22 protein-coding genes and 2 tRNA genes are annotated in these 22,962 nt (G+C 67.1%); 13 read left to right on the forward strand and 11 right to left on the reverse strand.

Annotation, left to right across the window (positions count from 1 at the left end):
- Entirely contained in the window at window positions 1-1,458 is a 1,458-nt protein-coding gene (locus tag ASF00_RS03830) for a hypothetical protein (protein ID WP_156348149.1), read from the reverse strand.
- A 77-nt stretch (window positions 1,459-1,535) separates the two neighbouring features.
- Entirely contained in the window at window positions 1,536-3,014 is a 1,479-nt protein-coding gene (locus tag ASF00_RS03835; RefSeq protein WP_162233551.1) for a UbiA family prenyltransferase, read from the reverse strand.
- A gap of 239 nt (window positions 3,015-3,253) precedes the next feature.
- On the opposite strand from ASF00_RS03835, the gene ASF00_RS03840 reads away from it, so the two are divergent.
- On the forward strand, window positions 3,254-4,603 hold the full coding sequence (locus ASF00_RS03840; RefSeq protein ID WP_055874303.1) for an ArnT family glycosyltransferase: 1,350 nt from the start codon (window positions 3,254-3,256) through the stop codon (window positions 4,601-4,603).
- A gap of 6 nt (window positions 4,604-4,609) precedes the next feature.
- Here ASF00_RS03840 and ASF00_RS03845 read toward each other — a convergent pair.
- Together ASF00_RS03845 and folK are read right to left on the reverse strand one after the other, a co-directional pair.
- Window positions 4,610-4,685, reverse strand: a tRNA-Lys gene (locus ASF00_RS03845).
- Window positions 4,686-4,706: 21 nt separating this feature from the next.
- Window positions 4,707-5,216, reverse strand: a complete 510-nt coding sequence (gene folK, locus ASF00_RS03850; RefSeq protein WP_082463197.1) for a 2-amino-4-hydroxy-6-hydroxymethyldihydropteridine diphosphokinase — start codon at window positions 5,214-5,216, stop codon at window positions 4,707-4,709.
- Window positions 5,217-5,238: 22 nt separating this feature from the next.
- Here folK and ASF00_RS03855 point away from each other — a divergent pair, with 22 nt between their 5' ends.
- Window positions 5,239-5,973, forward strand: coding sequence for a uracil-DNA glycosylase (locus ASF00_RS03855; RefSeq protein WP_082463198.1), 735 nt, complete (start codon window positions 5,239-5,241; stop codon window positions 5,971-5,973).
- A 240-nt stretch (window positions 5,974-6,213) separates the two neighbouring features.
- Here ASF00_RS03855 and ASF00_RS03860 read toward each other — a convergent pair whose 3' ends face one another.
- On the reverse strand, window positions 6,214-7,251 hold the full coding sequence (locus ASF00_RS03860; protein ID WP_055874306.1) for an MBL fold metallo-hydrolase: 1,038 nt from the start codon (window positions 7,249-7,251) through the stop codon (window positions 6,214-6,216).
- A gap of 68 nt (window positions 7,252-7,319) precedes the next feature.
- On the opposite strand from ASF00_RS03860, the gene ASF00_RS03865 reads away from it, so the two are divergent.
- Entirely contained in the window at window positions 7,320-7,895 is a 576-nt protein-coding gene (locus tag ASF00_RS03865) for a DUF4337 domain-containing protein (RefSeq protein WP_055874309.1), read from the forward strand.
- 135 nt (window positions 7,896-8,030) lie between these two features.
- On the opposite strand, the gene aguB is transcribed toward ASF00_RS03865, so the two are convergent.
- Window positions 8,031-8,891, reverse strand: a complete 861-nt coding sequence (gene aguB, locus ASF00_RS03870; RefSeq protein ID WP_055874312.1) for an N-carbamoylputrescine amidase — start codon at window positions 8,889-8,891, stop codon at window positions 8,031-8,033.
- 197 nt (window positions 8,892-9,088) lie between these two features.
- Between aguB and ung the strand changes: the two genes are divergently transcribed.
- Both ung and ASF00_RS03880 read left to right on the forward strand, forming a co-directional pair.
- Window positions 9,089-9,787, forward strand: a complete 699-nt coding sequence (ung, locus tag ASF00_RS03875) for a uracil-DNA glycosylase (RefSeq protein ID WP_443024377.1) — start codon at window positions 9,089-9,091, stop codon at window positions 9,785-9,787.
- Complete coding sequence (locus ASF00_RS03880) at window positions 9,784-10,110, forward strand: alkylphosphonate utilization protein (protein ID WP_055874315.1); 327 nt, start codon at window positions 9,784-9,786, stop codon at window positions 10,108-10,110. Before ung ends, ASF00_RS03880 begins: the two co-directional genes overlap by 4 nt.
- A 204-nt stretch (window positions 10,111-10,314) precedes the next feature.
- Here the strand turns inward: ASF00_RS03880 and ASF00_RS03885 are convergent, their stop codons facing one another.
- Both ASF00_RS03885 and ASF00_RS03890 read right to left on the reverse strand, forming a co-directional pair.
- Complete coding sequence (locus ASF00_RS03885; protein ID WP_055874318.1) at window positions 10,315-10,707, reverse strand: acyl-CoA thioesterase; 393 nt, start codon at window positions 10,705-10,707, stop codon at window positions 10,315-10,317.
- Window positions 10,704-12,758 (reverse strand): S9 family peptidase, encoded by a 2,055-nt coding sequence (locus ASF00_RS03890; RefSeq protein WP_055874321.1) that lies wholly within the window; start codon window positions 12,756-12,758, stop codon window positions 10,704-10,706. The genes ASF00_RS03885 and ASF00_RS03890 overlap by 4 nt, the downstream gene beginning before the upstream one ends.
- Before the next feature lie 407 nt (window positions 12,759-13,165).
- Here ASF00_RS03890 and ASF00_RS03895 point away from each other — a divergent pair, with 407 nt between their 5' ends.
- Entirely contained in the window at window positions 13,166-14,977 is a 1,812-nt protein-coding gene (locus ASF00_RS03895; protein ID WP_055874324.1) for an aminopeptidase P family protein, read from the forward strand.
- Here the strand turns inward: ASF00_RS03895 and ASF00_RS18770 are convergent.
- Entirely contained in the window at window positions 14,970-15,107 is a 138-nt protein-coding gene (locus ASF00_RS18770; RefSeq protein ID WP_200910467.1) for a hypothetical protein, read from the reverse strand. The genes ASF00_RS03895 and ASF00_RS18770 overlap by 8 nt on opposite strands.
- Window positions 15,108-15,196: 89 nt before the next feature.
- On the opposite strand from ASF00_RS18770, the gene ASF00_RS03900 reads away from it, so the two are divergent.
- From ASF00_RS03900 to ASF00_RS03915, 4 genes are all read left to right on the forward strand, one after another.
- A tRNA-Thr gene (locus ASF00_RS03900) sits at window positions 15,197-15,271 on the forward strand.
- 534 nt (window positions 15,272-15,805) lie between these two features.
- A complete protein-coding gene (locus ASF00_RS03905; RefSeq protein WP_055874326.1) occupies window positions 15,806-16,168 on the forward strand; it encodes a hypothetical protein in 363 nt (120 codons plus the stop codon).
- Between the two features lie 93 nt (window positions 16,169-16,261).
- Window positions 16,262-17,707: a mechanosensitive ion channel gene (locus tag ASF00_RS03910; RefSeq protein ID WP_055874329.1), complete on the forward strand. Its 1,446-nt coding sequence runs from the start codon at window positions 16,262-16,264 to the stop codon at window positions 17,705-17,707.
- Window positions 17,708-17,742: 35 nt separating this feature from the next.
- A complete protein-coding gene (locus ASF00_RS03915) occupies window positions 17,743-18,027 on the forward strand; it encodes a CsbD family protein (RefSeq protein WP_055874333.1) in 285 nt (94 codons plus the stop codon).
- Window positions 18,028-18,430: 403 nt separating this feature from the next.
- Here ASF00_RS03915 and ASF00_RS03920 read toward each other — a convergent pair whose 3' ends face one another.
- The gene (locus ASF00_RS03920) at window positions 18,431-18,760 is read right to left on the reverse strand and encodes a DMT family transporter (protein WP_055874335.1); all 330 of its coding nucleotides are present in this window, start codon (window positions 18,758-18,760) and stop codon (window positions 18,431-18,433) included.
- A 461-nt stretch (window positions 18,761-19,221) separates the two neighbouring features.
- Here ASF00_RS03920 and ASF00_RS18225 point away from each other — a divergent pair, with 461 nt between their 5' ends.
- Window positions 19,222-19,398, forward strand: a complete 177-nt coding sequence (locus ASF00_RS18225) for a hypothetical protein (RefSeq protein ID WP_156348151.1) — start codon at window positions 19,222-19,224, stop codon at window positions 19,396-19,398.
- A gap of 11 nt (window positions 19,399-19,409) precedes the next feature.
- Here the strand turns inward: ASF00_RS18225 and ASF00_RS03925 are convergent, their stop codons facing one another.
- The gene (locus ASF00_RS03925; protein WP_055874338.1) at window positions 19,410-19,970 is read right to left on the reverse strand and encodes a GNAT family N-acetyltransferase; all 561 of its coding nucleotides are present in this window, start codon (window positions 19,968-19,970) and stop codon (window positions 19,410-19,412) included.
- A 301-nt stretch (window positions 19,971-20,271) separates the two neighbouring features.
- Here ASF00_RS03925 and crtY point away from each other — a divergent pair, with 301 nt between their 5' ends.
- Window positions 20,272-21,438 (forward strand): lycopene beta-cyclase CrtY, encoded by a 1,167-nt coding sequence (gene crtY, locus ASF00_RS03930; protein ID WP_055874341.1) that lies wholly within the window; start codon window positions 20,272-20,274, stop codon window positions 21,436-21,438.
- Window positions 21,435-22,913 (forward strand): phytoene desaturase, encoded by a 1,479-nt coding sequence (locus ASF00_RS03935; RefSeq protein ID WP_055874344.1) that lies wholly within the window; start codon window positions 21,435-21,437, stop codon window positions 22,911-22,913. Before crtY ends, ASF00_RS03935 begins: the two co-directional genes overlap by 4 nt.
- Window positions 22,914-22,962 lie beyond the last annotated feature (49 nt).

Raw genomic sequence — 22,962 nt, forward strand, 5'->3', positions numbered from 1 at the left:
TCAGGGGAATGCGGGCGTGGTCCTGGATTCGGGCGGTCGGGTATCATGTCGCGTATCTAGCGACCGGGCTCGACCGGACAAGGTACGGCCGCACCGTTCGACACCCACTATCCCGATCAGCACGAGCAGCCACACGATCCGGCTCTGGTAGCGATCGGCCGGTCCCGACAGGATCCCGCAGATCGCCGCGTTGGCGACGACCGTGACGAGGACGAGGACCACCAGCGCGGTCATGCGCCGATCGCCGTGCCGGATCGCCGCCCAGAGGAAGACCGGCGCGGCCAGCGACATCAGCAGCGCGATCACCCGGTCCGGCGCGATCGCCAGCCGCTGCAGCACCCCGCGTTGTTGCCGCGACGTATCGAACGCCCCGCCCGTGCCCGAGAAATACCGATGGATCTGCTGCACCAAGAGCATGCGCGGGCGATACGCGACCATCCCGTCCGCGGCGCGCGCGTCGATTAGCTGATCGCGCCAGCCCAGCACGGCGATCCGCAGCGTCCCGCCGGGGTCGTCGTGGAGCACGCGTCGGGCGAACGCGCCCTCCTCGGCCCGAAACGCGACCGGGCTCGCAATCTCGAGCGGAGCGCGCGGACTGTCCGCGGCCCAGAGGTAATCCTGGCCCGGCTGGGGTCGCCGTGGATCGTCGACGAAGCCGCGAACGCGGCACAGTCGCCACGTCTCGGTCCGGCAGATCCGTGCGAGTACGGGTTGGCCGATCCCACCGTCGAAGGTTCGTGCGACCAGGAACTGGTTCGATTCCAGGCTGGGGCGGAAGCTGTCGACGACGATGAGGCTGACGGTGCACAGACCCAGAATCGCGACCAGCAACGCCGCCAGCGCCGGGATCACGCCCCGTACGGCCGCGCGCCCGCCGTCCTGCCAGAACAGCACCGCGCCGCCCGTGACGATCAGCGCGGCGGCAAGCGGAATATGGCTGAGATGCAGCGCGATCAGTCCGGTCGCGACCGCCGCCAACAGCCACACGCGCAGCTGCGTACCGGGCGCGAACAGCAGCAGGTACAGCGTCAGGGCCAAGAGCGACGTGAACAGATCGGGCATCACCTGCCCGGTGAACCACGGCAGGCTGCTCGACACCGCCAACACCGCGATCGTCACGATCAGCATCACCGCCGACCGCCGCATCGTGACCGCGACGAGCACCTGACCGATCAGCCAGGTCGCGAACAGCGCCTGCGCGCCGGCCACGGACCACAGACCCAACAGCCGCACGAACGGCGCGATCATCAGGCCATAGGTGATCGGCCGATCGAGCAGATAGCGAAATTCGGTCGCGACCCGCAGATAGCCGCCGCTGTCCGAAAAGAGCAGCGGATAGCCATTGGCGAGCGCGATCCACGTCAGCAGGAGGGCACCGATCCCGTGCGCGGCGATCCAGGCCAGCACGGGCCCCCGCGGCGTCGACCGGACGCCGGCTTCCGTTTCAGCAATGCGCACCAAATTCCCCTTGAGCGTCGAACAATACATTATGCCTGAGCGCGGGCGAAAAGGCCGCGCATGTCCTGCGCCGGGCGTCAGACGATTGCGCGGAAGGGGATGAACTTCGCCGCCAGCAGGATCGCCGCCAAGATCGCCCCGACCGCCAGGCTGGTGCGATCGGTCAGCGCGAACGCGACCGGATCGCTGTCGACTTCGCCCCTTCGCCCCATCATCCAGATCCGGTTGAGCCAATAGAGCAGCGGCAGCGGCAACAGCCAGAGCAGCGCCGGGCTGGCATAGCTGTTGCCGCGCGCCATCGCTTCGGCGAACAGCGCGAGCACGAGAATCGACACCATCCCCGCGGCGACGCCATTCATCGCCACGATCCCTTCGTCCGACGGGATGTAGCCGCGGCCGCTCAGCAGTTCGTGCGCAGCGCGCGTACTGCCGCGCAGCTCGACATAGCGCTTGAGATAGCCGAGGCTGAGGAACAGGAAGATCGAGAACAGCAGCAGCCAGAACGACACCGGCACCATGATCGCCGCAATCCCGACGATGATCCGGATCGTATAGAGACACGCGAGCGTCAGCACGTCGGCGATGATCGCCGCCTTCAGCCGGATGCTGTACGCCAGCGTCAGTCCGCAATAGCCGGCAAGCGCGACCAGGCTCGCCGGGCCGAGCAATATTCCGCCCAGCGCCAGCCCCAGCGACACGCCGACGACGGCGGCGGCGAGCGCGGTCGGGATCGTCAGCGCACCCCATGCGATCGGCCGATACCGTTTGCGGGCATGGCCCCGATCCGCATCGATATCGAGCACGTCGTTGACCAGATAGATGCTCGACGCGATCAGTGACAGGCAGACAAAGGCGACCAGCCCCCTGGCGATCTGGACCGGCTCGGTCAGCTGGCCCGACGTGATCAGCGGCACCAGCACGAGGATGTTCTTCGCCCATTGATGCGGGCGCGCGGCCTTTGCGAGCATGCGCAGCGTGCCGGACGCCGCGGCCAGGCGGACCTGCCCGGAGACCCCGGTGTCGATTCCCACGGTGTAGGCGGTGCGCGCGGCTTGCCAGAGCGGGCGATCGGCGGACGAGTCCCCGACATAGTCGAACGTCCGCCCGTCGAGCAGCGCGCGGATCGCCGCAAGCTTGGCCGCGCCCTTGCGGTTATGCCGGCGGCTGCTGGCGATGATCGCGTCGAACGGCCCGACGACGGCCGCGACCCGGCGCGCGGTGCGCCAATGCGCCGCCGTGGCGAGGATCACCGGGCGCCCGGCACCGCGCGCCGCGGCGATCACGCCGAGCACCTCCTCACGGTACGACAGCCGCGCCGCGTCGACCGGGACGCGCCTGGCGAGCACCGTCTTGATCGCCGCCGGCCCTGCCAGAAGGCATCGCAGGATGGCGAGCAGGACGGCGACGCGGCGGATGCCCCTGACCAAGGCTTCGATGGCGACGTCGCCGCGGATCAGCGTGTTGTCGAGATCGACGACCAGCGCCACGCCATCGCCCCGCAGCGCGTTCGGGCGCGTATCATCCTGATCCGACGCCATTGTTTTCTCGACGTTCACGCGATCCACCGGATACCGCCGAGACCTGCCGCCATGATCCGCAAAATTCCGTCGTCCCGCTGTGTCGCCACTATATCGCACTACTCGCACATTGCCGTTAAATAACGATTGCGCAGTCCCAATCATGGACATGTAGGGCAGGATTGCGCGCCACGAATTGACAGGCGGTGCGCGCACCCTAGTGGCGAAGACCTAGTAACGAAGATGGCGCGCATGTCGCCACCAGGGGGAACGCGGACATGCACGACGGCGGCGCGATACGGGATGCGGCCGCGCGCGATGTGCAGGCGCGGTGGGTCGCGATCGTCGCGCTCGTCCTGCACCTGTCGATCCTGCCCTACGACATCATGACCGGATTCCGCGCGTTCACTTGGGGTGATCGCGGGATGGAACGGCTGATCACGCTGAAGGGCTTTGTCGGCCAGCAGGGATCGACGATCGCATGGCTGACCGATGCGCCGATCGTACCGGGCGAATATCTGTTCGCGGCGCTGCCGTGGCGGCTGGGCGGACCGATCGGCGTGATCCTGGTCCAGATCGCGCTGGCGGTCGGTGCCGGCTGGCTGGTGGCGCGGATCGCGGGGCGGCTGATCCCGTGGCGACGCGCCGCGCTCGGCTGCGGGCTGCTCTATGTGTTGCTCCCCCAGAACATCGCCTTCCCGCATCAGCTGGTCACCGAAGCGATCGCGACCCCATTGTGCGTCGCCTGGCTCGCGCTCATTCTGGCAGGGGTGCGCGGCGGGCGGATCGCGCCGTTCCTCCTGGCGGGGCTGTGCATCGGCCTCGCCATCTTCATCCGGCCGGTGATCGCGGCGATGCTGCCGATCGCCTTCGTCCTGGCGCTGCTCATGCCTGCCGCGCGTGCGCATTTGCGCACGCCGGGACTCTATGCGATGGCCGCGGTCGGCATGGCCCCGCTGCTGCTCTGGACCGCCTTGTCGTCGGCATATACGGGGCAGATCGGCTACAATAAGGGCGGTAGCGCCAATCTCGGCTGGAACCTGCAGAGCAAGGCGCAGATCACCGAAAAGGCCAACGGGATCAGCCCGCCCGCCGACCTGCAGGGCGGCGGCGGCATCTCGGTGCGGCGCTTTCTCGAGGAGGTCGCCCTGCACAAGCCGGCATTTGCCAAGGCGTTCCTGCTCGACACCGTCACGGTGTTCGTGCGCGGCAATTCGAGCAAGATCAGCGTCGATTATCTCGGCATCGACCGCAATCCGGCCGGCTGGCGTCACGAACTGATCTACGCGAAGGATGCGCAGCGCAGCCGGTCGAGCAACGTGCTCAACCCGGTCTATGTGATCGAGGCGATTGCCTCGGTCCTGACCGGGCTGTTCTTCGCGTTCTGCGTCTGGCAGGCGGTGCGGATCGGCTGGGATCTGATCCGCGGACGGCCCGCGCCATCGCCCGAATGCGTCTTCCTCGTCATCATCGCTGCGGCGTGGCTGATCACGGTGTTCGTCAGCGCGCAGATCGTCAACGAGGCGCAGGGTCGGCTGCGCAATCCGGCCGAGGCCGCCTTCATCCTGTTCGCGGCGATGGCGCTGGCATCGCGCAATCGCACGCTCGGCGCCGCGACTGTGGTGTGATGCCGATGGTGGGTCCGCCGGGGCTCGAACCCGGGACCTCTCGATTAAAAGTCGCTTGCTCTACCAACTGAGCTACGGACCCCCGCCATCGTGGACCGCGCACCTAGTCGCGCGGGTGCCGTCGGTCAACCATCTGTGCCAATTGGCGGATCGTCCGATGGGTCAGCGGATCGCGCCAAGCGGGCACGAGGCGCGCGAGCGGGCCGAGCACGAAGCTGCGCGTGCGGAACGCGGCGTGCGGCACGGTGAGCCCGCGCGACGACCAGGTGCCGCCTGACCAGAGGACGATGTCGAGGTCCAGCACGCGGCTGCCCCAGCGGCGACCGGGGCGGCGGCCGAAGCTGCGTTCGATCCGTTTGAGGCGGACCAGGAGCGCGGCGGGGTCCTCCGGCGTTTCGATCAGCGCGACGGCGTTGGCGTAGCGGCGGTTCGACGGCCCGAGCGGTGCGCTGGTGACGGTCGGCGACCGTGCGACGACAGCGCCGAGTGCCTCCAGCGCGGCGGCGATCTCGCGCTCGGGGCTCCCGTGACGGCCGCGGCGATTGGAGCCGAGCGCGATCGCATAGATCGTCGGGGCGCGCGCGATCATCGGGTGCGGGGTTGCAGGCGACATTTGGTCCGCCTAGCGCAATCCTATGGATTCCACACCTTACACCACCGAGCTCCCCGAAACCGACGACGAGGCCGGCGCGGTCGACGTCACGACGGTCTTCGCGCCCGTCGCCGCGCTGCCCGAGACCGAGCCGTCGCGTGATTGCCCGCTCTGCCCCCGCCTCGTCGGGGTGCGCGAGCAATTGCGGGCCGAGTTCCCAACCTGGTGGAACGCGCCCGTGCCCGCGTTCGGCGATCCGGCGGCGTGGCTCGGCATCATCGGCCTCGCGCCCGGCAAGCACGGCGCGAACCGCACGGGCCGCGCGTTCACCGGCGATTATGCGGGGCAGTTCCTGTACGAGACGCTGGGGCGGTTCGGGCTCGCCACCGGTACCTATGGCGCCAAGGCCGAGGATGGGCTGGCGCTCGACGGTGCGATCATCCTCAACGCGGTGAAATGCCTGCCGCCGGAGAACAAGCCGACGCCGGAAGAAATCCGGACCTGCCGGCCGTTTCTCGAGACGCAGGCCGATGCGGTGCCGACCGCGCGCGTGTTCGTGGCGCTGGGGCATATCGCGCATCAGTCGGCGGTGAAGATGCTCGGCGGACGGCTGCCCAAGGCGCGCTTTGCGCATGGGGCGGAGCATGTGATGCCCGATGGGCGCATCCTGATCGATAGCTTCCACTGCTCGCGCTACAACGTGAACACGGGGGTGCTGACCGCGGCGATGTTCGACGCGGTGTTCGCGCGGGCACTGGCGTTGCGCGAGACGGTTTGAGACGCGTCTCGTCATCCTGACGAACGTCAGGACCCAGGGCAACCGAACGCGGTCCTGCTTGGCTCTGGGTCCTGACTTTCGTCAGGATGACGGACGGACGCACTCAATCCTCCCCCGCAAGGGGGAGGTGGCTGGCGCTTGCCAGACGGAGGGGGCGGTCGGGGAAACGTCTGTTCCGTGTCCTCCCCCTCCGTCACCTTCGGCGACACCTCCCCCTGGCGGGGGAGGATCTACCGGGTGTTACTCGATCACCCAGGCCTCGCCGGCTTTGGGCGTCCGAAAGCGGTTCGTGGCGATGTGCTCGCGGGCCAGTGCTGCGCGGAGGCGCTCGGGTGGCTCGTCGATGCCTTCCGAGGTCAGTTCGAACGTGCCCCAGTGGACGCCGATCGCATAGGCCGCGCCGAGCTGTTCGAACGCGGTCACCGCCTGGTCCGGCCCGATGTGATTGTCCGTCTCGTTCCCTGCGAAATGATACGCGCCGATCGGTAGGATCGCGAGGCGGACGGGTCCTGCACGGCGCGCCTCGGTGGCCCAGCGCATGTCGCCAGGTCCGGTGTCGCCCGCGAAATACAGGGTGCCGCCGGGCAGCGTCACGGTGAACCCCGCCCATAACGTCGTGTCGCGGTCGCCCAGGTCGTATTCGCTCCAGTGATGCGCGCGCACGACGATCACGTCGATGCCGGGCCGCAGCGACACGCGCCCGCCCCAGTCGCGCGCTTCCGCATGGATGCCGTTCCGCGCGAGGATCTGGTCGTTGCCCAGGCCCGTCACGATCAGCGGCCTGTCGCGGTGCCACAGCCGGCGCATCGCGTGCATGTCGAGATGGTCGCGGTGATCGTGGCTGAGCAGGATCAGGTCGATCTTCGGCAGGTCCTCCAGCCGCACGCCCGGCGCACGGACGCGCTTCACGCCGAGGAACTGCACCGGCGACGAGCGTTCGAGCCACATCGGATCGGTGAGGATGTTGAGCCCCTGCGTCTGCACCAGCACGGTCGAATGGCCGATCCAGGTGACGCGCATCGTCCGGCCCTCGACCTGCGCCGGCGGTCGCGACGGCGTGACGGGGATTTCGGGCCAAATGCGGTAGGGCGGCTTCACCAGATTGCGCAGCAGCGCGACCGGACCTTGTTTCTGCTCGCCGATACTCCCCTGCACGCCGTCCGGATTGAAGAAGCGCGTCCCGTTGAAGTGATCGCTTGGCGGGATAGTGTTCACCGACGGTATCGCGCACCCGGCGAGCAGTGCGAAAGCAAGCAGGATCGAGCGGGTGCGGATCATGGCGCGCTGACGAATATGTCACCCGACCATCAGCGTCCAGTCACGCGCGGATGCATAGACCGACCGCCATGGACGATGATTTTGAAGTGCGCGGGCTGCACGAGCAACTTTCGGAGGAGCGCGCCGCGGGCGGCGAGGCGTTCGACCAGCGGATCGCCTTGTTCACCGCGATCCTGGCGACGCTGGCGGCGGTCACCAGCTTTCTCGGCGGGCATACGCAGAACGAGGCGCTGCTCCACAAGAACGAGGCGGTGCTGATCAAGGCGCAGGCGTCAGATGCGTGGGGCTATTACCAGGCGGAGGATCTGAAGCGGCATATCGCGCAGATGGAGGTCGATCTCGCCCCGCCCGGGGTCGATGCGACGCGGATGGCGACGCACCGCGCGGAGATTGCGCGGTACACGGCGCGCGGGACGGCGCTGAAACGGGAAGCGGAGACGCTCGACCGGCAATCGGCGATGGCGAACGGGGAATCGGACGAGGCGCTTCGGCCGCATACCAAACTGGCGCTCGCGGTAACCGCGATCCAGGTGGCGATCGCGCTGGCGTCGATCACCGCGCTGACCGGGCGGCGGTGGTTGCTGTGGGTGGCGGGCGCGGCGGCGCTGGTCGGCGCGCTGCTGGCGGGGATGGCGTGGTTCTGATCTCTCGATCCTCCCCCGCCAGGGGGGGGTGGCACCGAAGGTGACGTAGGGGGAGGACACGGAACGGGGGGTCTCCTATCCTCCCCCTCCGTCTGGCAAGCCAGCCACCTCCCCCTAGCGGGGGAGGATTTGGATTCAGATGTCCTGGACGAGCCGCCCGTACAGATCGGGGCGGCGATCGCGGAAGAAGCCGAACGCGGCGCGGTGGCGCTTGACGATGTCGAGGTCGATCGTCGCGGTGATCACGCCCTCGTCCTCGCGGCCGAGTTCGGCGAGGATGTCGCCGCGCTCGTCGGCGATGAAGCTGGTGCCGTAGAAGGTCTGCCCGTGCTCGACGCCGACGCGGTTGGCGGCGACGATCGGCACGACATTCGACACGGCATGGCCGACCATGGCGCGCCGCCACAGCCGCGCGGTGTCGAGCGAGGTGTCATGCGGCTCGCTGCCGATCGCGGTCGGGTAGAACAACACTTCGGCGCCCATCAGCATCATCGCGCGCGCGGTCTCGGGATACCATTGGTCCCAGCAGACGCCGACGCCGAGCGTCGTCCGCCCCGCCTCCGATGCGTGCGGCCAGACCTTGAACCCGGTGTTGCCGGGGCGGAAGTAGAACTTCTCCTCATAGCCCGGGCCGTCGGGGATGTGGCTCTTGCGGTAGACGCCCTGGATGTTGCCGTCGGGGCCGATCATCGCGAGGCTGTTGTAATGATGCGGGCCGTCCGCCTCGAAGAAGCTGGTCGGGATCGTGACTTTCAGCGCCTCGGCGAGCGCCTGCATCGCGAGCACCGCCTTGTGTTCGCCCACGGGGGCGGCGTTGGCGAACAGGCCCTCATCCTCGACGCGGCAGAAATACTCGCCCTCGAACAGCTCGGGCGGCAGGATCACCTGCGCGCCTTTCGCCGCGGCCTCGTGGACGAGGCGTGAGACGTTGGCGATGTTGCGGTCGATGTTGGGCGTGAAGCCCAGCTGCAGTGCGGCGACGGTGATCTCTGTCATGGCGGCGCATATAATAAGCCGGGGCGCGTTGTGCGAGCCTTTCGCCTCGCATCGAGTGCCGCACGATCGCCGTCGCCTCGCGGCGGCGGGGGTCCAGGGTCGCGGGCGTTGCCCTGCGAGATCCTGGGCCCCCGCCGCCGCGGGGGAACAAGGCGCGCAGATTGACATGCCCCTGCCCGGTCCGACATGCGGCGGGGATGATGACACCCGCCCTCCCGCCAAGCTGGCAGACGCTCGCCGCCGAGCTCGACGCGCCGTATATGCGCGACCTCGACGCGTTTCTGGAGGCCGAACGCGCTGCGGGCGCGCGGATCTTTCCTGATGACGCCGACCGGTTCCGCGCGCTCGACCTGACGCCGCTCGATCAGGTGCGGGTCGTGATCCTGGGGCAGGATCCGTATCATGGCGAGGGGCAGGCGCATGGGCTCAGCTTTTCGGTGCGCGAGGGGGTGCGGACGCCGCCGAGCCTCGTCAACATTTACAAGGAGCTCGAGGCGGACCTCGGCATTCCGCGCGCGCGCCACGGCATGCTCGATCACTGGGCGGCGCAGGGCGTGCTGCTGCTCAACGCGGTGCTGAGCGTGCGGAGCGGCGAGGCCGCGTCGCACAGCAAGCGCGGGTGGGAGCGGTTTACCGATGCGGTCATCGCCGCGGTCAACGCGCAACCGAAACCGGTCGTGTTCCTGCTGTGGGGAGCGTATGCGCAGAAGAAGGCGGCGTTCGTCGACGATATCGCGACGGGCGGACGGCATCTGGTGATCGCGTCCGCGCATCCGTCGCCGCTGGCGGCACGGACCGGGTTCTTCGGATCGCGGCCGTTCAGCAAGGCCAACGCCTTTCTCGCTACCCATGGGCGCACCCCGATCGACTGGGCGCTGCCGGAGACCGACCGATGAGCGACGACTATATCTATGACGAGGCGACCGGCGAGTGGGTCGCGGGCGGGGCTGCGACGACCGACGCAGCGGCTGGCGGGGCGGCTGGCGGGGCGGCGGACGACGGCGCGGTCGTGGTGCGTGATTCCGTCGGCAACGTGCTGGTGGACGGCGACCAGGTGACGCTGATCAAGGACCTGACCGTCAAGGGCGCAGGGCAGACCTTGAAGCGCGGCACACTGATCAAGTCGATCCGCCTGACCGGCGACGCACAGGAAATCGACTGTCGGTACGAAGGAATCAAGGGCCTGGTGCTGCGCGCGGAGTTTGTCCGGAAGCGGTGACGCGCGACCTCGCCGTGCGTTTGCTCCACCCGATCTTCGCCGCGCTGGACGGGGTGCCGTCGTATCGCGCCCGTGAAGGTCGGCCGTCGCGCCGAGCTCTCGACCGCCAGCGCCTAGGCGGGCAGGACCTGGTTCGACTTGCCCGCCAAGACGCTGCCCGTGCGGTTCCGCCGGTCGGTTCCCGCGCGCCTTCGCCGCCGGGTGTCAGGTAAAGAACGGCGCCGCGATATCCGCGCGTACGCGCATCAGTCGCCCGGTTGCGCGGTCGAGCAGCGCCCAGGTCGTCACCGCCTCCAGCCTGACGCGGCCATCAGCCCCGACGAACCGCACATGCCGATCGAACCGCGCGCCTTTGGGTGCCCCCTCGACCCAGGTTTCCCCGACAACGGTCTCCCCCACGACGACGCTCCCGCGATAGTCGATCTCATGCCGCGTCACGACCCAGACATAGGCCAGCTTGTGGGCAGGCGGTGCCACCGCCTCCCAATGCGCCGTGGCGATGGCCTGGATCCACTGCACCCAGACCGCATTGTTCACATGCCCGAGCTCATCGATATCCGCATCCTCGGCGGTGATCGAGAGCGTGAACCGGCTCACCCCGCCACGCCCAGCTGCCACAGCACGAACGCGTGTTCCTCCGCGCCCTCGCGCAGCGATTCGAACCGCCCCGACTTGCCGCCATGCCCCGCGCCCATGTTGGTCTTGAGCAGCAGGACGTTGTCGTCGGTCTTCATCCGCCGGAGCTTGGCCGCCCATTTCGCGGGCTCCCAATAGGTAACGCGCGGATCGTTCAGCCCGCCCGAAATGAACATCGGAGGATAGGCCTGCGCCTTGACGTTATCGTACGGCGAATACGACCGGATCAGCTTGAAAGCCGCCTCGTCCTCGATCGGATTGCCCCATTCGGGCCATTCGCCCGGCGTCAGCGGCAGCGTCTCGTCGAGCATCGTGTTCAGCACGTCGACGAACGGCACGTCCGCGATCACCGCGCCCCAGAGCTCGGGATCGGAATTGACCACCGCCCCCATCAGCTCGCCGCCCGCAGAGCGGCCCGCAATCGCGATTCTGCCCGCCGACGTCCACTTCGCGTCGACCAGCGCCTTGGCGACATCGACGAAATCGTTGAACGTGTTCGCGCGCTTCTCCAGCTTGCCGTCGAGATACCATTGCTGGCCGAGGTCGTCGCCGCCGCGGATATGCGCGATCGCATAGGCAAAGCCGCGATCGAGCAAACTCATCCGCCCGGTCGAGAAGCCCGGCGGGATCGCATAACCGTACGCGCCATACGCATAGAGGAACACAGGCGCCGACCCATCACGCACGAACCCGGCCGGATACACGATCGACACCGGAATCTCGGTCCCGTCGCGCGCGGTGATCTTCAGCCGCTCGGTCGCGTATTTCGCCGCGTCGTAGCCGCTCGGGATCTCCTGCACCTTGAGCATCGTCCGCTCGCCGGTATCCACGTCGTAATCATACACCGTCCCCGGCGTGACCATCGACTCATACCCAAGCCGCAGCACGGTCATGTCGTATTCGGGGTTGTCGCCAAGACCCGCGACATAGCTCGCCTCGGGGAAGTTGATCCGCTTGCCTTCGGTCGGCGTCTCGTACCGGTGGATCGCGATCTGATCGAGCCCGTCCTCGCGCCCGTCGACCACGAAGAAGTCCTGATAGCACTCCACCCCCGTCATGTAGAAATGCGGCGACGCCGGGATCAGCTCGGTCCACGCGCCCGGCTCCTCGACCAGCGCGGTGCACAGCCGGAAATTCGGATCGACGTCGTTGGTGTGGATGAACAGCGTCCCGTCATGCTCGTCCACGTCATATTCGCGCCCGACCTTCCGCGCGGACACGAGGATCGGCACCGCCAGCGGCTCGTGCGCGGGCAGCAGGTAGATCTCGCTTGTAACATGGTCGCTCGTTGCGATCACGATCCACTTGCGCGAACTCGTCTCGCCGACGCCGACGCGGAAGCCCTCGTCCTCCTCATGGAACAGCACGACGTCGTCGGCGATCGGCGTCCCCAGCCGGTGGAAGCGCGCATTGTCGGTGCGCCACTGCTCGTTCGCGAGGCCGTACAGGAAGCCCGCATCGTCCGCGGTCCAGACGATCTCGCTCAGCATGCCGGGGATCACGTCGGGCAGATGCGCGCCGGTCTCCAGGTCCTTGACCCGAACCTCGAACCGCTCGCTCCCGTTATCGTCGATCGCATAAGCGAGATACCGCCCGTCATTGCTGATCGAGAACGCGCCGAGCCGGAAATACTCATGGCCCTCCGCCAGCGCCGGCTCGTCGAGCAACAGCTCGTCGTCACCGCCCGCGACGGGCTTGCGCCACCATTTCTTGTACTGCCCGCCGGTCTCGTATGCGGTCCAGTACAGCCAGTCGCCATCCTTTTGCGGCACCGAGGATTCGTCTTCCTTGATGCGCGCCTTCATCTCTTCGTAGATCGTGTCGACCAGCGCGGTATGCGGCGCCATCTGCGCCTCGAAATACGCGTTCTCGGCCGCGAGATACGCCAGCACATCGGCGTCATCGACCTCGGGATAGTTCGGATCCTTCAGCCACGCATAGGGATCCTCGATCGTCACGCCGTGCGTGGTGAAGCTGTGCGGGCGCTGGTCGGCGATAGGGGGTGTGGTCATGCAGCGGTGTTAGCCGCGCCAAGGGTGGAAGCCAACGCTCGTCCCATTGGACGGAAGCCCCCACTCCAATGTTTCCCCACGAAGGCGGGGACCCAGTCTGGGCTCCCACCTCCGCGGGAGAACAAGGCCTACTCCACCACCCCGGCGAAGGCCGCGGCCCAATTGGAGAGGTCGCAGTAATGGAGCGCGTGCCTTCGTTAGCAGCTTCACCCAATTGGGCCCCGGCCTTCGCCGGGGCGGTAGAAAACTTCGGTCGTGCCCCTGATTACTGTTTCCCCGCGAGAAAAAGGAAGCAGGAGCGCGGTCCGAACACAAACGCGCGGCTTTTCCCCGCGCTGTCACACGCAGACCATTTCTGGCAGAACGCGCCGCATCACCCCGACCTCGACCGACGAGAGACCCGCACAATGCCGACCCAGAACGACCGCGCAGCCGACCGCTTAGCCGCCCTCCGCGCCCAGCTAACCGCCGATAACCTCGACGGTTTCGTCATTCCGCTGACCGACGAGCACATGAGCGAATATGTCGGCGGCTACGCGCAGCGGCTCGGCTGGCTCACCGGCTTCGGCGGGTCCGCCGGGACCGCGGTGGTCCTCGCCGACCGCGCCGCGATCTTCACCGATGGCCGCTACACGATCCAGGTCCGCGAGCAGGTCGATGGCGCGCATTGGGACTATGCCGACGTCCCCCAGACCAGCCCCGCCGCCTGGCTCGGCCAGCACGCGCCGGCAGGCAGCCGGATCGGCTACGACGCGTGGCTGCATACCGGAACCTGGGTCGCCGACGCGACCACCGCGCTCGCCGATCGCGGCGCCACACTCGTCCCGGTAACCGCCAACCCGGTCGACGCGATCTGGACCGATCGCCCCGCCCCCTCCCCCGCCAGGCTCACCGTCCAGCCCGATGAATTCACCGGCGCCTCGTCCGCCGAAAAGCGCGCCGCGATCGCCGACTGGCTGGCCGAGCACAAGGCCGACGCGGTCGTCCTCACCGCGCTCGATTCGATCGCCTGGGCGCTCAACATCCGCGGCGGCGACGTCGACCACACCCCCGTCGCGCTCTCCTATGCGATCGTGAGCGCGGACGGCACCACCGACCTGTTCGTCGCCCCCGACAAGCTCGACGACGCGGTCCGCCAGCATCTCGGCAACGCGGTCCGCCTCCACGACCGAGAGGCTTTCGCTCCCGCGCTTGGCAACTACGCCGGCAAGCGCGTCGCCGCCGATCCCGAACGCGCCGTCGCCGCGATCACGCAGGCGCTCCAGGCCGGCGGCGCGAAGATCCTTGCACTGCGCGACCCCGTGGTGCTCGCAAAGGCGATCAAGAACCCGGTCGAGATCGGCGGTCACCGCGCCGCCTCCGCCCGCGACGGCGCCGCGCTTGCGCGCTTCCTGCGCTGGGTGGAGACCGATTGCGTCAAGGGCGGCCAGACCGAACTGTCCGCCGCCGCCAAATTGCTCGCCTTCCGCGAAGAGACCGGCGTCCTGAAGGACACGTCGTTCGACACGATCTCGGCGACCGGCCCTCACGGCGCGATCCCGCACTACCACGTCACCGAAGAATCGAGCGCGCCGATCGAACCAGGCCAGCTCTACCTGATCGACTCCGGCGGCCAGTATGCAGACGGCACCACCGACGTGACCCGCGTCATGCCGATCGGTGATCCCACGCCCGAGATGCGCGACCGCTTCACCCGCGTCCTGAAGGGCCATATCGGCATCGCCACCGCGGTCTTCCCCGACGGCACGATGGGTGGCCAGATCGACGCGTTCGCGCGCCGTCCATTGTGGGAAGCCGGGCTCGATTTCGGCCACGGCACCGGCCACGGCATCGGCGCCTATCTCGCGGTCCACGAAGGCCCGCAGCGGATCGCCGCGCCCAATTATCCCGGCGGCGCGGCGATGGAGCCCTTGCGCGCCGGCATGATGCTCTCGAACGAGCCCGGCTATTACAAGGCCGGCGAATACGGCATTCGCATCGAGAACCTGATCCTGATCGAACCGCGCGACATTCCCGGTGCCGACCGCGCGATGCTCGGCTTCGAGACGCTCACCTTCTGCCCGATCGAGCGCACGCTGATCGATCCCGCGCTGCTGACGCCGCAGGAGCGCGCCTGGGTCGACGACTATCACGCAAAGGTGCTGGCCGTCCTGACCCCCGAGATGGCCGACGCGGCGGATCGCGCCTGGCTCGCCGCCAAATGCGCCCCGCTTAGTTGAGCGGCTCGTCCTCGGGCGCAGGCGCGGCACGCACGGCCCGCGCCTGCGCCTTGCGCCGTCGCAGGTTTTCGCGCAGCGCCGCCGCCATGCGCTCGGCCTTCTCCGCCGCCTTTCGATCCCTGTCGTCCATAAATACGTCCTACATTGTGGCGGGACGCCTTGACAATCGGCCCGCCCTCGTCTCTTAGCCCCACTCCGCCGGCAGCGATGCCGACGAGTGCTGCCGTAGCTCAGTGGTAGAGCGCATCCTTGGTAAGGCTGAGGTCGTGAGTTCAATCCTCACCGGCAGCACCATTTTTTAATGACTCGGCCGCCCTCAGGGGTGCCTGGGCGGGGCCCGGGCGTCGCGCCGCGATCGCCATCGCCGCCCCATCACCATCGCCGAACCGCGTCATCATGCGCCGGTACAGTTCAGCGGCGCTCGCAAGATCGGTCCCTCGCAAGATCGGTCCCTCGCAAGATCGGTCCCTCAAGCGTCAAGCAGGCGACGCAGTCCGACGGGATATTGCCCCGCGGCGTGGACGACGGGACGGCAATCTGGCCGATAGCAAATCTCGGTTCGACGCCAGGCTTACGCAGCACTGCGTCAGCTTGGGCTGTAGACGCCTCGTTCAGTTCGATCGCACCGGCTTCTGTATTGCGCGGACCGACGCCGACCATGCCGATGCCGCACCGTAAGCCCGGTCTTGCGGGGCCTAGTATTTATGCACCCGATGAACTGCCGACAAGACTAGCAACCTTTAGGAAAATTCGCTGGTTTGTCGTTTGGGATCAACAGGGTGTCGGCCACTCGGGCTGACTGTGTGACCCCCACCATAAGGGGCTTTCATGTCACAGCGTCACAATTTTTCACGCGCCGGGGTATTTGTCGTCGGCATCGCGACGATCTCGCTCGCCGGTTGCGTCAATCCGTCCGCCAAGATCGCGACGTCGCTCGAAGGCTATGGCTTCCAGCCTGCCCAGTCGCAGTGCGTCGGCGATCGGCTCGAGGCAAATCTCTCGCTCGGCCAGCTTCAGCAGCTCGGCCGCGCCGCCAAGGCATCGCGCCAGGGCGACACGACGCCAGGCCGCTTGACCGCCAGCGATTTCGTCCGCGTATCCGCGCAGGTGAAGGACCCGAAGGTTCCGCTGGAAGTCGGCAAGGCCGCTGCAGCCTGCGGCATTCTGACCGATCCCGCCTCGCCACTGTAATCACGCCAACCGCGCCGCTGCACCCGCCCGAAACGGCGGGGCGGCGGCGTCATGTAAGACACGTCCCGGATGGGCGTTTCAGGAACACCACACATGCAAGACGTAACCTATGCGGGCGATACGGTCGTATCGAATACCCGCGATTTCGGGGCGCAAGCCTGGAGCTATGTCGAGATCTGGACACCGCGGATCATCGCGGCATTGATCATCCTCGTGATCGGCTGGGCGATTGCCCGCGCCGTGAAATGGGGCGTGGCGAAGCTCGTCAACAAGACGCCGCTTGCGCTGCACGCCAACGAGCCGAACGCCAGCCCGCGCAACCCGACCACGATCGGTGCACAGGTCGGTGATGCAGCCTATTGGGTGGTCCTGCTGATCGCGCTCTTCCTCGCGACGCAGCCGCTCGGGCTTGCTGGCGCGACCGGCCCGCTGGGGGACATGCTGCAGGGCTTCGGCCAGGCCGTCCCGCGGATCATTGGTGCCGCGCTCATCTTCTTCCTCGGTTATGTGCTTGCCAAGGTCGCCAAAAAGGCGATTGAGGCGGTCATTACGGCCAGCCATGTCGAGCGTTTCTCGACGCATGTCGGCGCCACGTCGCCGACCGACCCGACGATGCTGCCGCGTACCATCGGCGGCATCGTGTTCGCGCTGATCATCATCCCGGTCTCGATCGCGGCACTCGACACGCTCAACATCGCGGCAATCTCGCAGCCGGCAACCGCCATGCTGCGCATCATCCTCGACGCGATCCCCCATGTCATCGCTGCCGGCATGATCCTCGCCGTTGCCTATGTCATCGCCAGGTTCGCATCGCGTCTGTTGACGCAGTTCCTGGCCACGACCGGCTTCGACCGGACGATCGGTTCGATCGGTATTTTCGGCAACGCGGAAAACCGCGCGCTTGGAACGACCGGTCCGTCGTTCGTGCCATCCAAGACAGTCGGCACCGGCGCGTTCGTCGCGATCCTCATCTTCGGTCTGATGGAAGCGTTCCGCCAGCTGAACTTCGCCTATGGCTCGCAGATCATGGCCGAGGTGCTGACGCTGTTCGGACAGGTCGTGTTCGGTGCGATCATCATCTTCGCATCGGTGGTCATCGCACGGTTCGTGGCGCATGCGATCGAGCGTAATGGCGATCAGGGCACGCGCGTGGCGGCACCAGTCGTGCGGATCGCGATCATCGTGCTCGGCACCGCGATCGGCTTGCGCTTCATGGGTCTGGCTGACGACATCATCAACCTGGCATTCGGGTTGCTGCTCGGTGCGATCGCCGTCGCCTTCGCCCTGGCGTTTGGCCTGGGTGGTCGCGACGCGGCCGGGAATGCCGTCAAGCGGATGCTCGACGGTACCAGGTCGACAAACGACCGCGACGATCGGACGATCGACGGCGACCGTATGGCGACGTCGGGTCTGGCTTCGACGCGCACTGCCTCGGACAGCGACCCGGTCCGGAAGGACGATCGCCAGGACGCCCACCAGGACGACCGCCAAAACGACCGGATCGACGCGCGGGACCCCATCGACCGCCCGTTGATCTGACCCTCCCTTCCCCAGTAAACGCAAGGAAACCGCGTATGAACACCGATACCCTCAACGGCACCGCCACCAACGTCGGCGGCAAGCTCAAGGAAACGCTTGGCGGCGCGATCGGCGACACGTCGCTGCAGAGCGAAGGCGCTGCCGATCAGCTTGGCGGCACCATCCAGAAGAGCGTCGGCCAGGCAAGGGATGCCGTTGAAGACTCTATCCGCCCGGTGCTCGACTATGTCCGCCAGTTCTCGAAGGAGCGCCCCTTCACCGCAGCAGCCGTAGCCGGCGTGCTCGGCATCGCGGTGATCAACACGCTGCGCGGCAAGTAATACACCTAACGCCGAACTGATGCGCGGGGCAGCGTTCGCCGCCTCGCGCCTCTTCCCATCTACCGATGGACGACAGCAACCCCGGCACGCAGCATCGGCCCGACGCTGTACGTCGGCGGATGGGTGATGTCGCAGCTCTGGCTGTTCTGGATCGCACTGCTGAGGCGTGCCGCGGGAGCCGGGCTTCTCGGTCGCCGGCTGTTCGCGCATACCGATGAAGATCAGTCGCCCGGGCCGATTGGGGATACCCCGGTCGAACTGCTGGTCGCCGACGATCGCGGTGCCACACCGGGCGCGGGGCGAAGCAAGCTGCATCACCGGCGCTGGACACCCCGTCGTCCGATGAACCATGATTACGGCCCGAACCCGATCAGCCTGTTGGTCTTGGGCGAGTGTCCCGAGTTCAGTGCCCCGAAGCGTTCGAGAAGACGTTCATCACAACGACGCCCGCGACGATCAGGCCCATGCCCGTGATAGCGGCCGCATCGAGCTTTTGCCCCTGGAACGCCCAAGCGACCGCCGAAATCAGGACGATGCCGGTGCCCGACCAAATAGCATAGGCGATTCCTGTCGGGATCGTTCGGAGGGTCAGCGACAGGAAATAGAAGGCGATACCATAGCCGACGACGGTAACGACGGTCCACGGCATGCGGGTGAAGCCATTCGACTGTTTCATTGCCGACGTGGCGCAAACCTCGGAGACGATCGCGATCGCGAGCATGAGATAGTTCATGCACGGCCTGTTAGCATAGCGAATGCGGCCAATGTGCGACGTTTGCACCCCGGGCGGAGTCCCGCTTTTGGCGGTCGCCATTCGGCCGCGCGAGCAACCGACCCGCTGACGGCGATTCGCTGGCCGCTATCGACTCCCGGACGTCAGATGTCTGCTGATCCAGCGGTAGAGCGGCGCTCGGGCCACCGATCCGGGCGCTGATTGTCGAGAATCCCTGGTCACCGGGGTGGCCGGTTCTGGACGCTCTTCATGCGATCGCCGCCGCTGGTCCGACGTGGAATTTGCTGTCGGTGGCAGCCCGAAAATGCGCCGGAACGCGTGCCCGAACGCGCTCTGTGACGGGATGCCGTCTTTGCGCGGTCCGGCGCATCCCGCCGGATGCGATAGGCTCTATGCAGTCCAGGGAATCGTGATAGCCTCCCCGCCAGAGCAGGATGACCTGCCGACTTGGAGAGTGATGCATGGCAAACCACGGCGCAGCGCACGGGGATACGCGCAAGGACCATCAGGGGCTGATCTACATGATCGCCGGCGGCATCCTGGCCTTGGGGTTGGTATTGATGGCATTTTATGACCGTGCGGATGATCCAATGCCGATCGCGTCGGTGCAAAAACCGGCGCTTACCGCGCAGCGCTGATCCTCGGATCGTCACCGCACGGCGGTGATGGATGGGGGATCCGTGCGGCGCGCAGTGCGGTCGAAGATGAGGATCGGCGCGTCGCGGTACACACCCGTGGTGCGCAGGCCGTAGCCCAGCCGTTCGGCAAGCCTGATCGAGGGGGCGTTGGCGGGATCGATGATGCAGGTCGTCGCGGGGATCCGCGCATCGGTCCAGGCGAGGATCGCGGCGAGCGCTTCGGAGGCGTAGCCTTGGCCATGCGCGTCGCCGGTCAGCGTCCAGCCGACTTCGGGACACGCATCGATCGAGGGCACGACCGCGCGGCGTGCCTCGATCAGGCCGAGCTCGCCGATCAGACGGCCGGCCGCGTCGCGCGCGACCCAGCTGCCGTAGCGGAACAGCGTCCACTGCCCGATCGCGCGCAGGAGGCGGATCCAGACGTCCTCGCGCGATCGCGGCTGGCCACCGATCATCGCGTAGACGCGCGGGTCGGACCACATCGCCGCGCAGTCGTCGAGGTCGGGTGCGGCGTGGCCGGTCAGCGTCAGGCGTGCGGTGGTGAGCGTGGGGGCGGCGGGGGACGTCTGCATCGACGTACCGATACCGCGATTGGCAGGCGGAGGGGAACACCCCTCCCCCCTTCCCACGGCGACCAAGCCGCGCACGCACGCCTTCGATCGTCCCCCGCCTGGGGGAGGTGTCGCCGTAGGTGACGGAGGGGGAGGACACGCAACAGGCGTTTCCCTGACCGCCCCCTCCGTCTGGCAAGCGCCAGCCACCTCCCCCTGGCGGGGGAGGATCATAGGGGAGACCAGCAACGCAGGTTGTCTTCCGCCGTGATTGCTTCGCAAAGCCTGTTTTCGAGGCTCGCGCTTTGCGCTAGTCGGAGGCATGGCATCGACGATCTCCTGCGACGTCGCGATCGTTGGCGCGGGTTTGGCCGGCGGGATGATCGCGCTGGCGCTCAAAGCGAAGCATCCGGCGCTCGACGTGCGACTGATCGACTCAGCGCCGGTCGTCGGCGGCAATCATCTCTGGTCGTTTTTCGGCAGCGATGTCGCGCAGGCCGATCGCTGGCTCGTCGCGCCGCTCGTCGCGCATGCGTGGCGCGGCTATGACGTGCGGTTTCCGGCGCATGCGCGGACGATCGACGCGACCTATTATTCGATCGAGAGCGAGCGGCTCGACCGCGAGGTGCGGCGCGTGCTGCCGCCGCACGCGCTGATGCTCGGGCGCAAGGTCTCTGGCGCGAGCGCGACCGCTGTGGTGCTGGCGGATGGCGACCGGATCGAGGCGACCGGCGTGATCGACGTGCGGGGCCCGGGCGACCTGTCGCTGCTCGATCTGGCGTGGCAGAAATTCGTCGGGCGCGAACTGGTGCTGAGCGCGCCACACGACAGCCCGGTACCGATGGTCATGGACGCGACCGTGCCACAGATCGACGGCTATCGGTTCGTCTATTGCCTGCCGTTCGCCGCGGACCGGATGTTCGTCGAGGACACCTATTACAGCGACACGCCCGATCTCGATGTCGAGGCGCTGACGACGCGAATCCATGATTATGCCGACGCGCGCGGCTGGGCGGTAGCGCAGGCGGCGCGGCATGAATCGGGCGTGCTGCCGGTTGCGATGGGCGGCGATTTCGAGGCGTATTGGCGCTCGGGCGGCGCCAAGGTCGCCAAGGCCGGGATGCGCGCGGGGATGTTCCATCCGACCACGGGCTACTCGTTGCCCGACGCGGTGCGGACCGCGGCGATGATCGCCGGTCTCGGCGATTTCTCGGGCGCGGCGCTGCACGAGGCGACGCATGCGATGGCGCGGGCGACGTGGAAAAGCCGCGGCTTCTACCGGATGCTCGACACGATGTTGTTTCGCGCGGCGGAACCCGAGGAACGCTATCGCATCCTCGAGCGCTTCTATCGCCTATCGCCGTCGCTGATAGGCCGTTTCTATGCCGGACGCTCGACCCTCTCCGACAAGGCGCGGGTCCTGACCGGCAAGCCCCCCGTCCCCATCGTGCGCGCCGTCCGCGCCATCGCAGGCAGTATGTCATCATGAAGACCGCAATAGTCATCGGCGCAGGGTTTGGCGGGCTGGCGCTCGCGATCCGGTTGCAATCCGCGGGCGTGCAGACGACGATCGTCGAGAGCCGCGACAAGCCCGGCGGGCGTGGCTATTATTGGGAACGCGACGGCTTCACGTTCGATGCGGGGCCGACCGTCATCACCGATCCCGATTGCCTGCGCGAACTGTGGGCGCTGAGCGGGCACGAGATGAGCGCGGACGTGACGCTCGATCCGGTGCTGCCGTTCTACCGGCTGAACTGGCCCGACGGGACGAATTTCGATTATACCAACGACGACGTGCAGATGCGCGCCGAGATCGAGAAGCTGCATCCCGGGGACTGGGCGGGCTACGAGAAGTTCCTCGCCTATTCGGCGGGCGTCTTCCACGAGGGCTATGAGAAGCTCGGCCACGTCGCGTTCCTCGACTTCGGGTCGATGATCAAGGCGGCGCCGGCGCTGGCGAAATACCAGGCGTGGCGCTCGGTCTATTCGATCGTGTCGAGCTATGTGAAGTCGGAGAAGCTGCGCGAGGCTTTGAGCTTCCACACGCTGCTGGTCGGCGGCAACCCGATGACGACGAGCGCGATCTATGCGCTGATCCACAAGCTGGAGCGCGATGGCGGCGTGTGGTTCGCGCGCGGCGGGACCAACCGGCTGGTCGCGGCGTTGGTGACTCAGTTCGAGCGGCTGGGCGGCGTGCTGCGGCTCGACGATCCGGTAACGTCGATCGAGACGCTTGGCGACCGCGCGACCGGCGTGACGACCGCGAGCGGCTGGTCGGGTCAGGCCGATGCGGTCGCGGCGAACAGCGACATCATGCACACCTATCGCGACCTGCTCGCGACGTCGCGCAGTGCCAAGCGCAAGACCGGGTCGCTCGAGCGGAAGAAATATTCGCCGTCGCTGTTCGTGGTGCATTTTGGAATCAAGGGCACGTGGCCGGGCATCCCGCACCACATGATCCTGTTCGGGCCGCGCTATAAGGGGCTGCTCGAGGACATTTACGACCACGGCGTGCTGTCTGAAGATTTCTCGCTGTACCTGCATCATCCGACCGTCACCGATCCTTCGCTGGCGCCGGAGGGGCATTCGACCTTCTATGCGCTGGCGCCGGTGCCGCACATGGGGAAGTTCCCGGTCGACTGGGACGAGATCGCGCCGATCCTTGAAAAGCGCATCCTCGACGAGATCGGGCGGCGTTTGATTCCCGATATCCACGAGCGGATCGTCACGAAATTCTCGTACGCACCGAAGGACTTCGCGCAGGATCTGAATGCGCATCTGGGCTCGGCGTTCTCGCTCGAGCCGGTGCTGACGCAGAGCGCGTATTTCCGCGTGCACAACCGCGACGAGCATATTCCCAACCTGTTCTTCGTCGGCGCGGGGACGCATCCCGGCGCTGGGATTCCGGGAGTCGTCGGGAGCGCGAAGGCGACCGCGCGGCTGATGCTAGAAGGCGAGAAGTGACGCAGCGGCGTGGGGTGCGATGGTTGGCGATGGCGTAATGCCGTCTACC

Origin of the sequence: Sphingomonas sp. Leaf34 (genome assembly GCF_001421805.1) — a bacterium.
Lineage (GTDB): Bacteria > Pseudomonadota > Alphaproteobacteria > Sphingomonadales > Sphingomonadaceae > Sphingomonas.

Bases quoted from the DNA above. Each gene is read 5' to 3' on its own strand.
- ASF00_RS03860 (WP_055874306.1), bottom strand. From the start codon at position 7,251: ATGATCCGCACCCGCTCGATCCTGCTTGCTTTCGCACTGCTCGCCGGG.
- ASF00_RS03935 (WP_055874344.1), top strand. From the start codon at position 21,435: ATGAAGACCGCAATAGTCATCGGCGCAGGGTTTGGCGGGCTGGCGCTC.
- ASF00_RS03890 (WP_055874321.1), bottom strand. From the start codon at position 12,758: ATGACCACACCCCCTATCGCCGACCAGCGCCCGCACAGCTTCACCACG.
- ASF00_RS03895 (WP_055874324.1), top strand. From the start codon at position 13,166: ATGCCGACCCAGAACGACCGCGCAGCCGACCGCTTAGCCGCCCTCCGC.
- ASF00_RS03915 (WP_055874333.1), top strand. From the start codon at position 17,743: ATGAACACCGATACCCTCAACGGCACCGCCACCAACGTCGGCGGCAAG.
- ASF00_RS03865 (WP_055874309.1), top strand. From the start codon at position 7,320: ATGGACGATGATTTTGAAGTGCGCGGGCTGCACGAGCAACTTTCGGAG.
- aguB (WP_055874312.1), bottom strand. From the start codon at position 8,891: ATGACAGAGATCACCGTCGCCGCACTGCAGCTGGGCTTCACGCCCAAC.
- ASF00_RS03880 (WP_055874315.1), top strand. From the start codon at position 9,784: ATGAGCGACGACTATATCTATGACGAGGCGACCGGCGAGTGGGTCGCG.
- ASF00_RS03910 (WP_055874329.1), top strand. From the start codon at position 16,262: ATGCAAGACGTAACCTATGCGGGCGATACGGTCGTATCGAATACCCGC.
- ASF00_RS03855 (WP_082463198.1), top strand. From the start codon at position 5,239: ATGGATTCCACACCTTACACCACCGAGCTCCCCGAAACCGACGACGAG.
- ASF00_RS03925 (WP_055874338.1), bottom strand. From the start codon at position 19,970: ATGCAGACGTCCCCCGCCGCCCCCACGCTCACCACCGCACGCCTGACG.
- ASF00_RS03905 (WP_055874326.1), top strand. From the start codon at position 15,806: ATGTCACAGCGTCACAATTTTTCACGCGCCGGGGTATTTGTCGTCGGC.
- folK (WP_082463197.1), bottom strand. From the start codon at position 5,216: ATGTCGCCTGCAACCCCGCACCCGATGATCGCGCGCGCCCCGACGATC.
- ASF00_RS03840 (WP_055874303.1), top strand. From the start codon at position 3,254: ATGCACGACGGCGGCGCGATACGGGATGCGGCCGCGCGCGATGTGCAG.
- ASF00_RS03920 (WP_055874335.1), bottom strand. From the start codon at position 18,760: ATGAACTATCTCATGCTCGCGATCGCGATCGTCTCCGAGGTTTGCGCC.
- ung (WP_443024377.1), top strand. From the start codon at position 9,089: ATGATGACACCCGCCCTCCCGCCAAGCTGGCAGACGCTCGCCGCCGAG.
- ASF00_RS18225 (WP_156348151.1), top strand. From the start codon at position 19,222: ATGGCAAACCACGGCGCAGCGCACGGGGATACGCGCAAGGACCATCAG.
- crtY (WP_055874341.1), top strand. From the start codon at position 20,272: ATGGCATCGACGATCTCCTGCGACGTCGCGATCGTTGGCGCGGGTTTG.
- ASF00_RS18770 (WP_200910467.1), bottom strand. From the start codon at position 15,107: ATGGACGACAGGGATCGAAAGGCGGCGGAGAAGGCCGAGCGCATGGCG.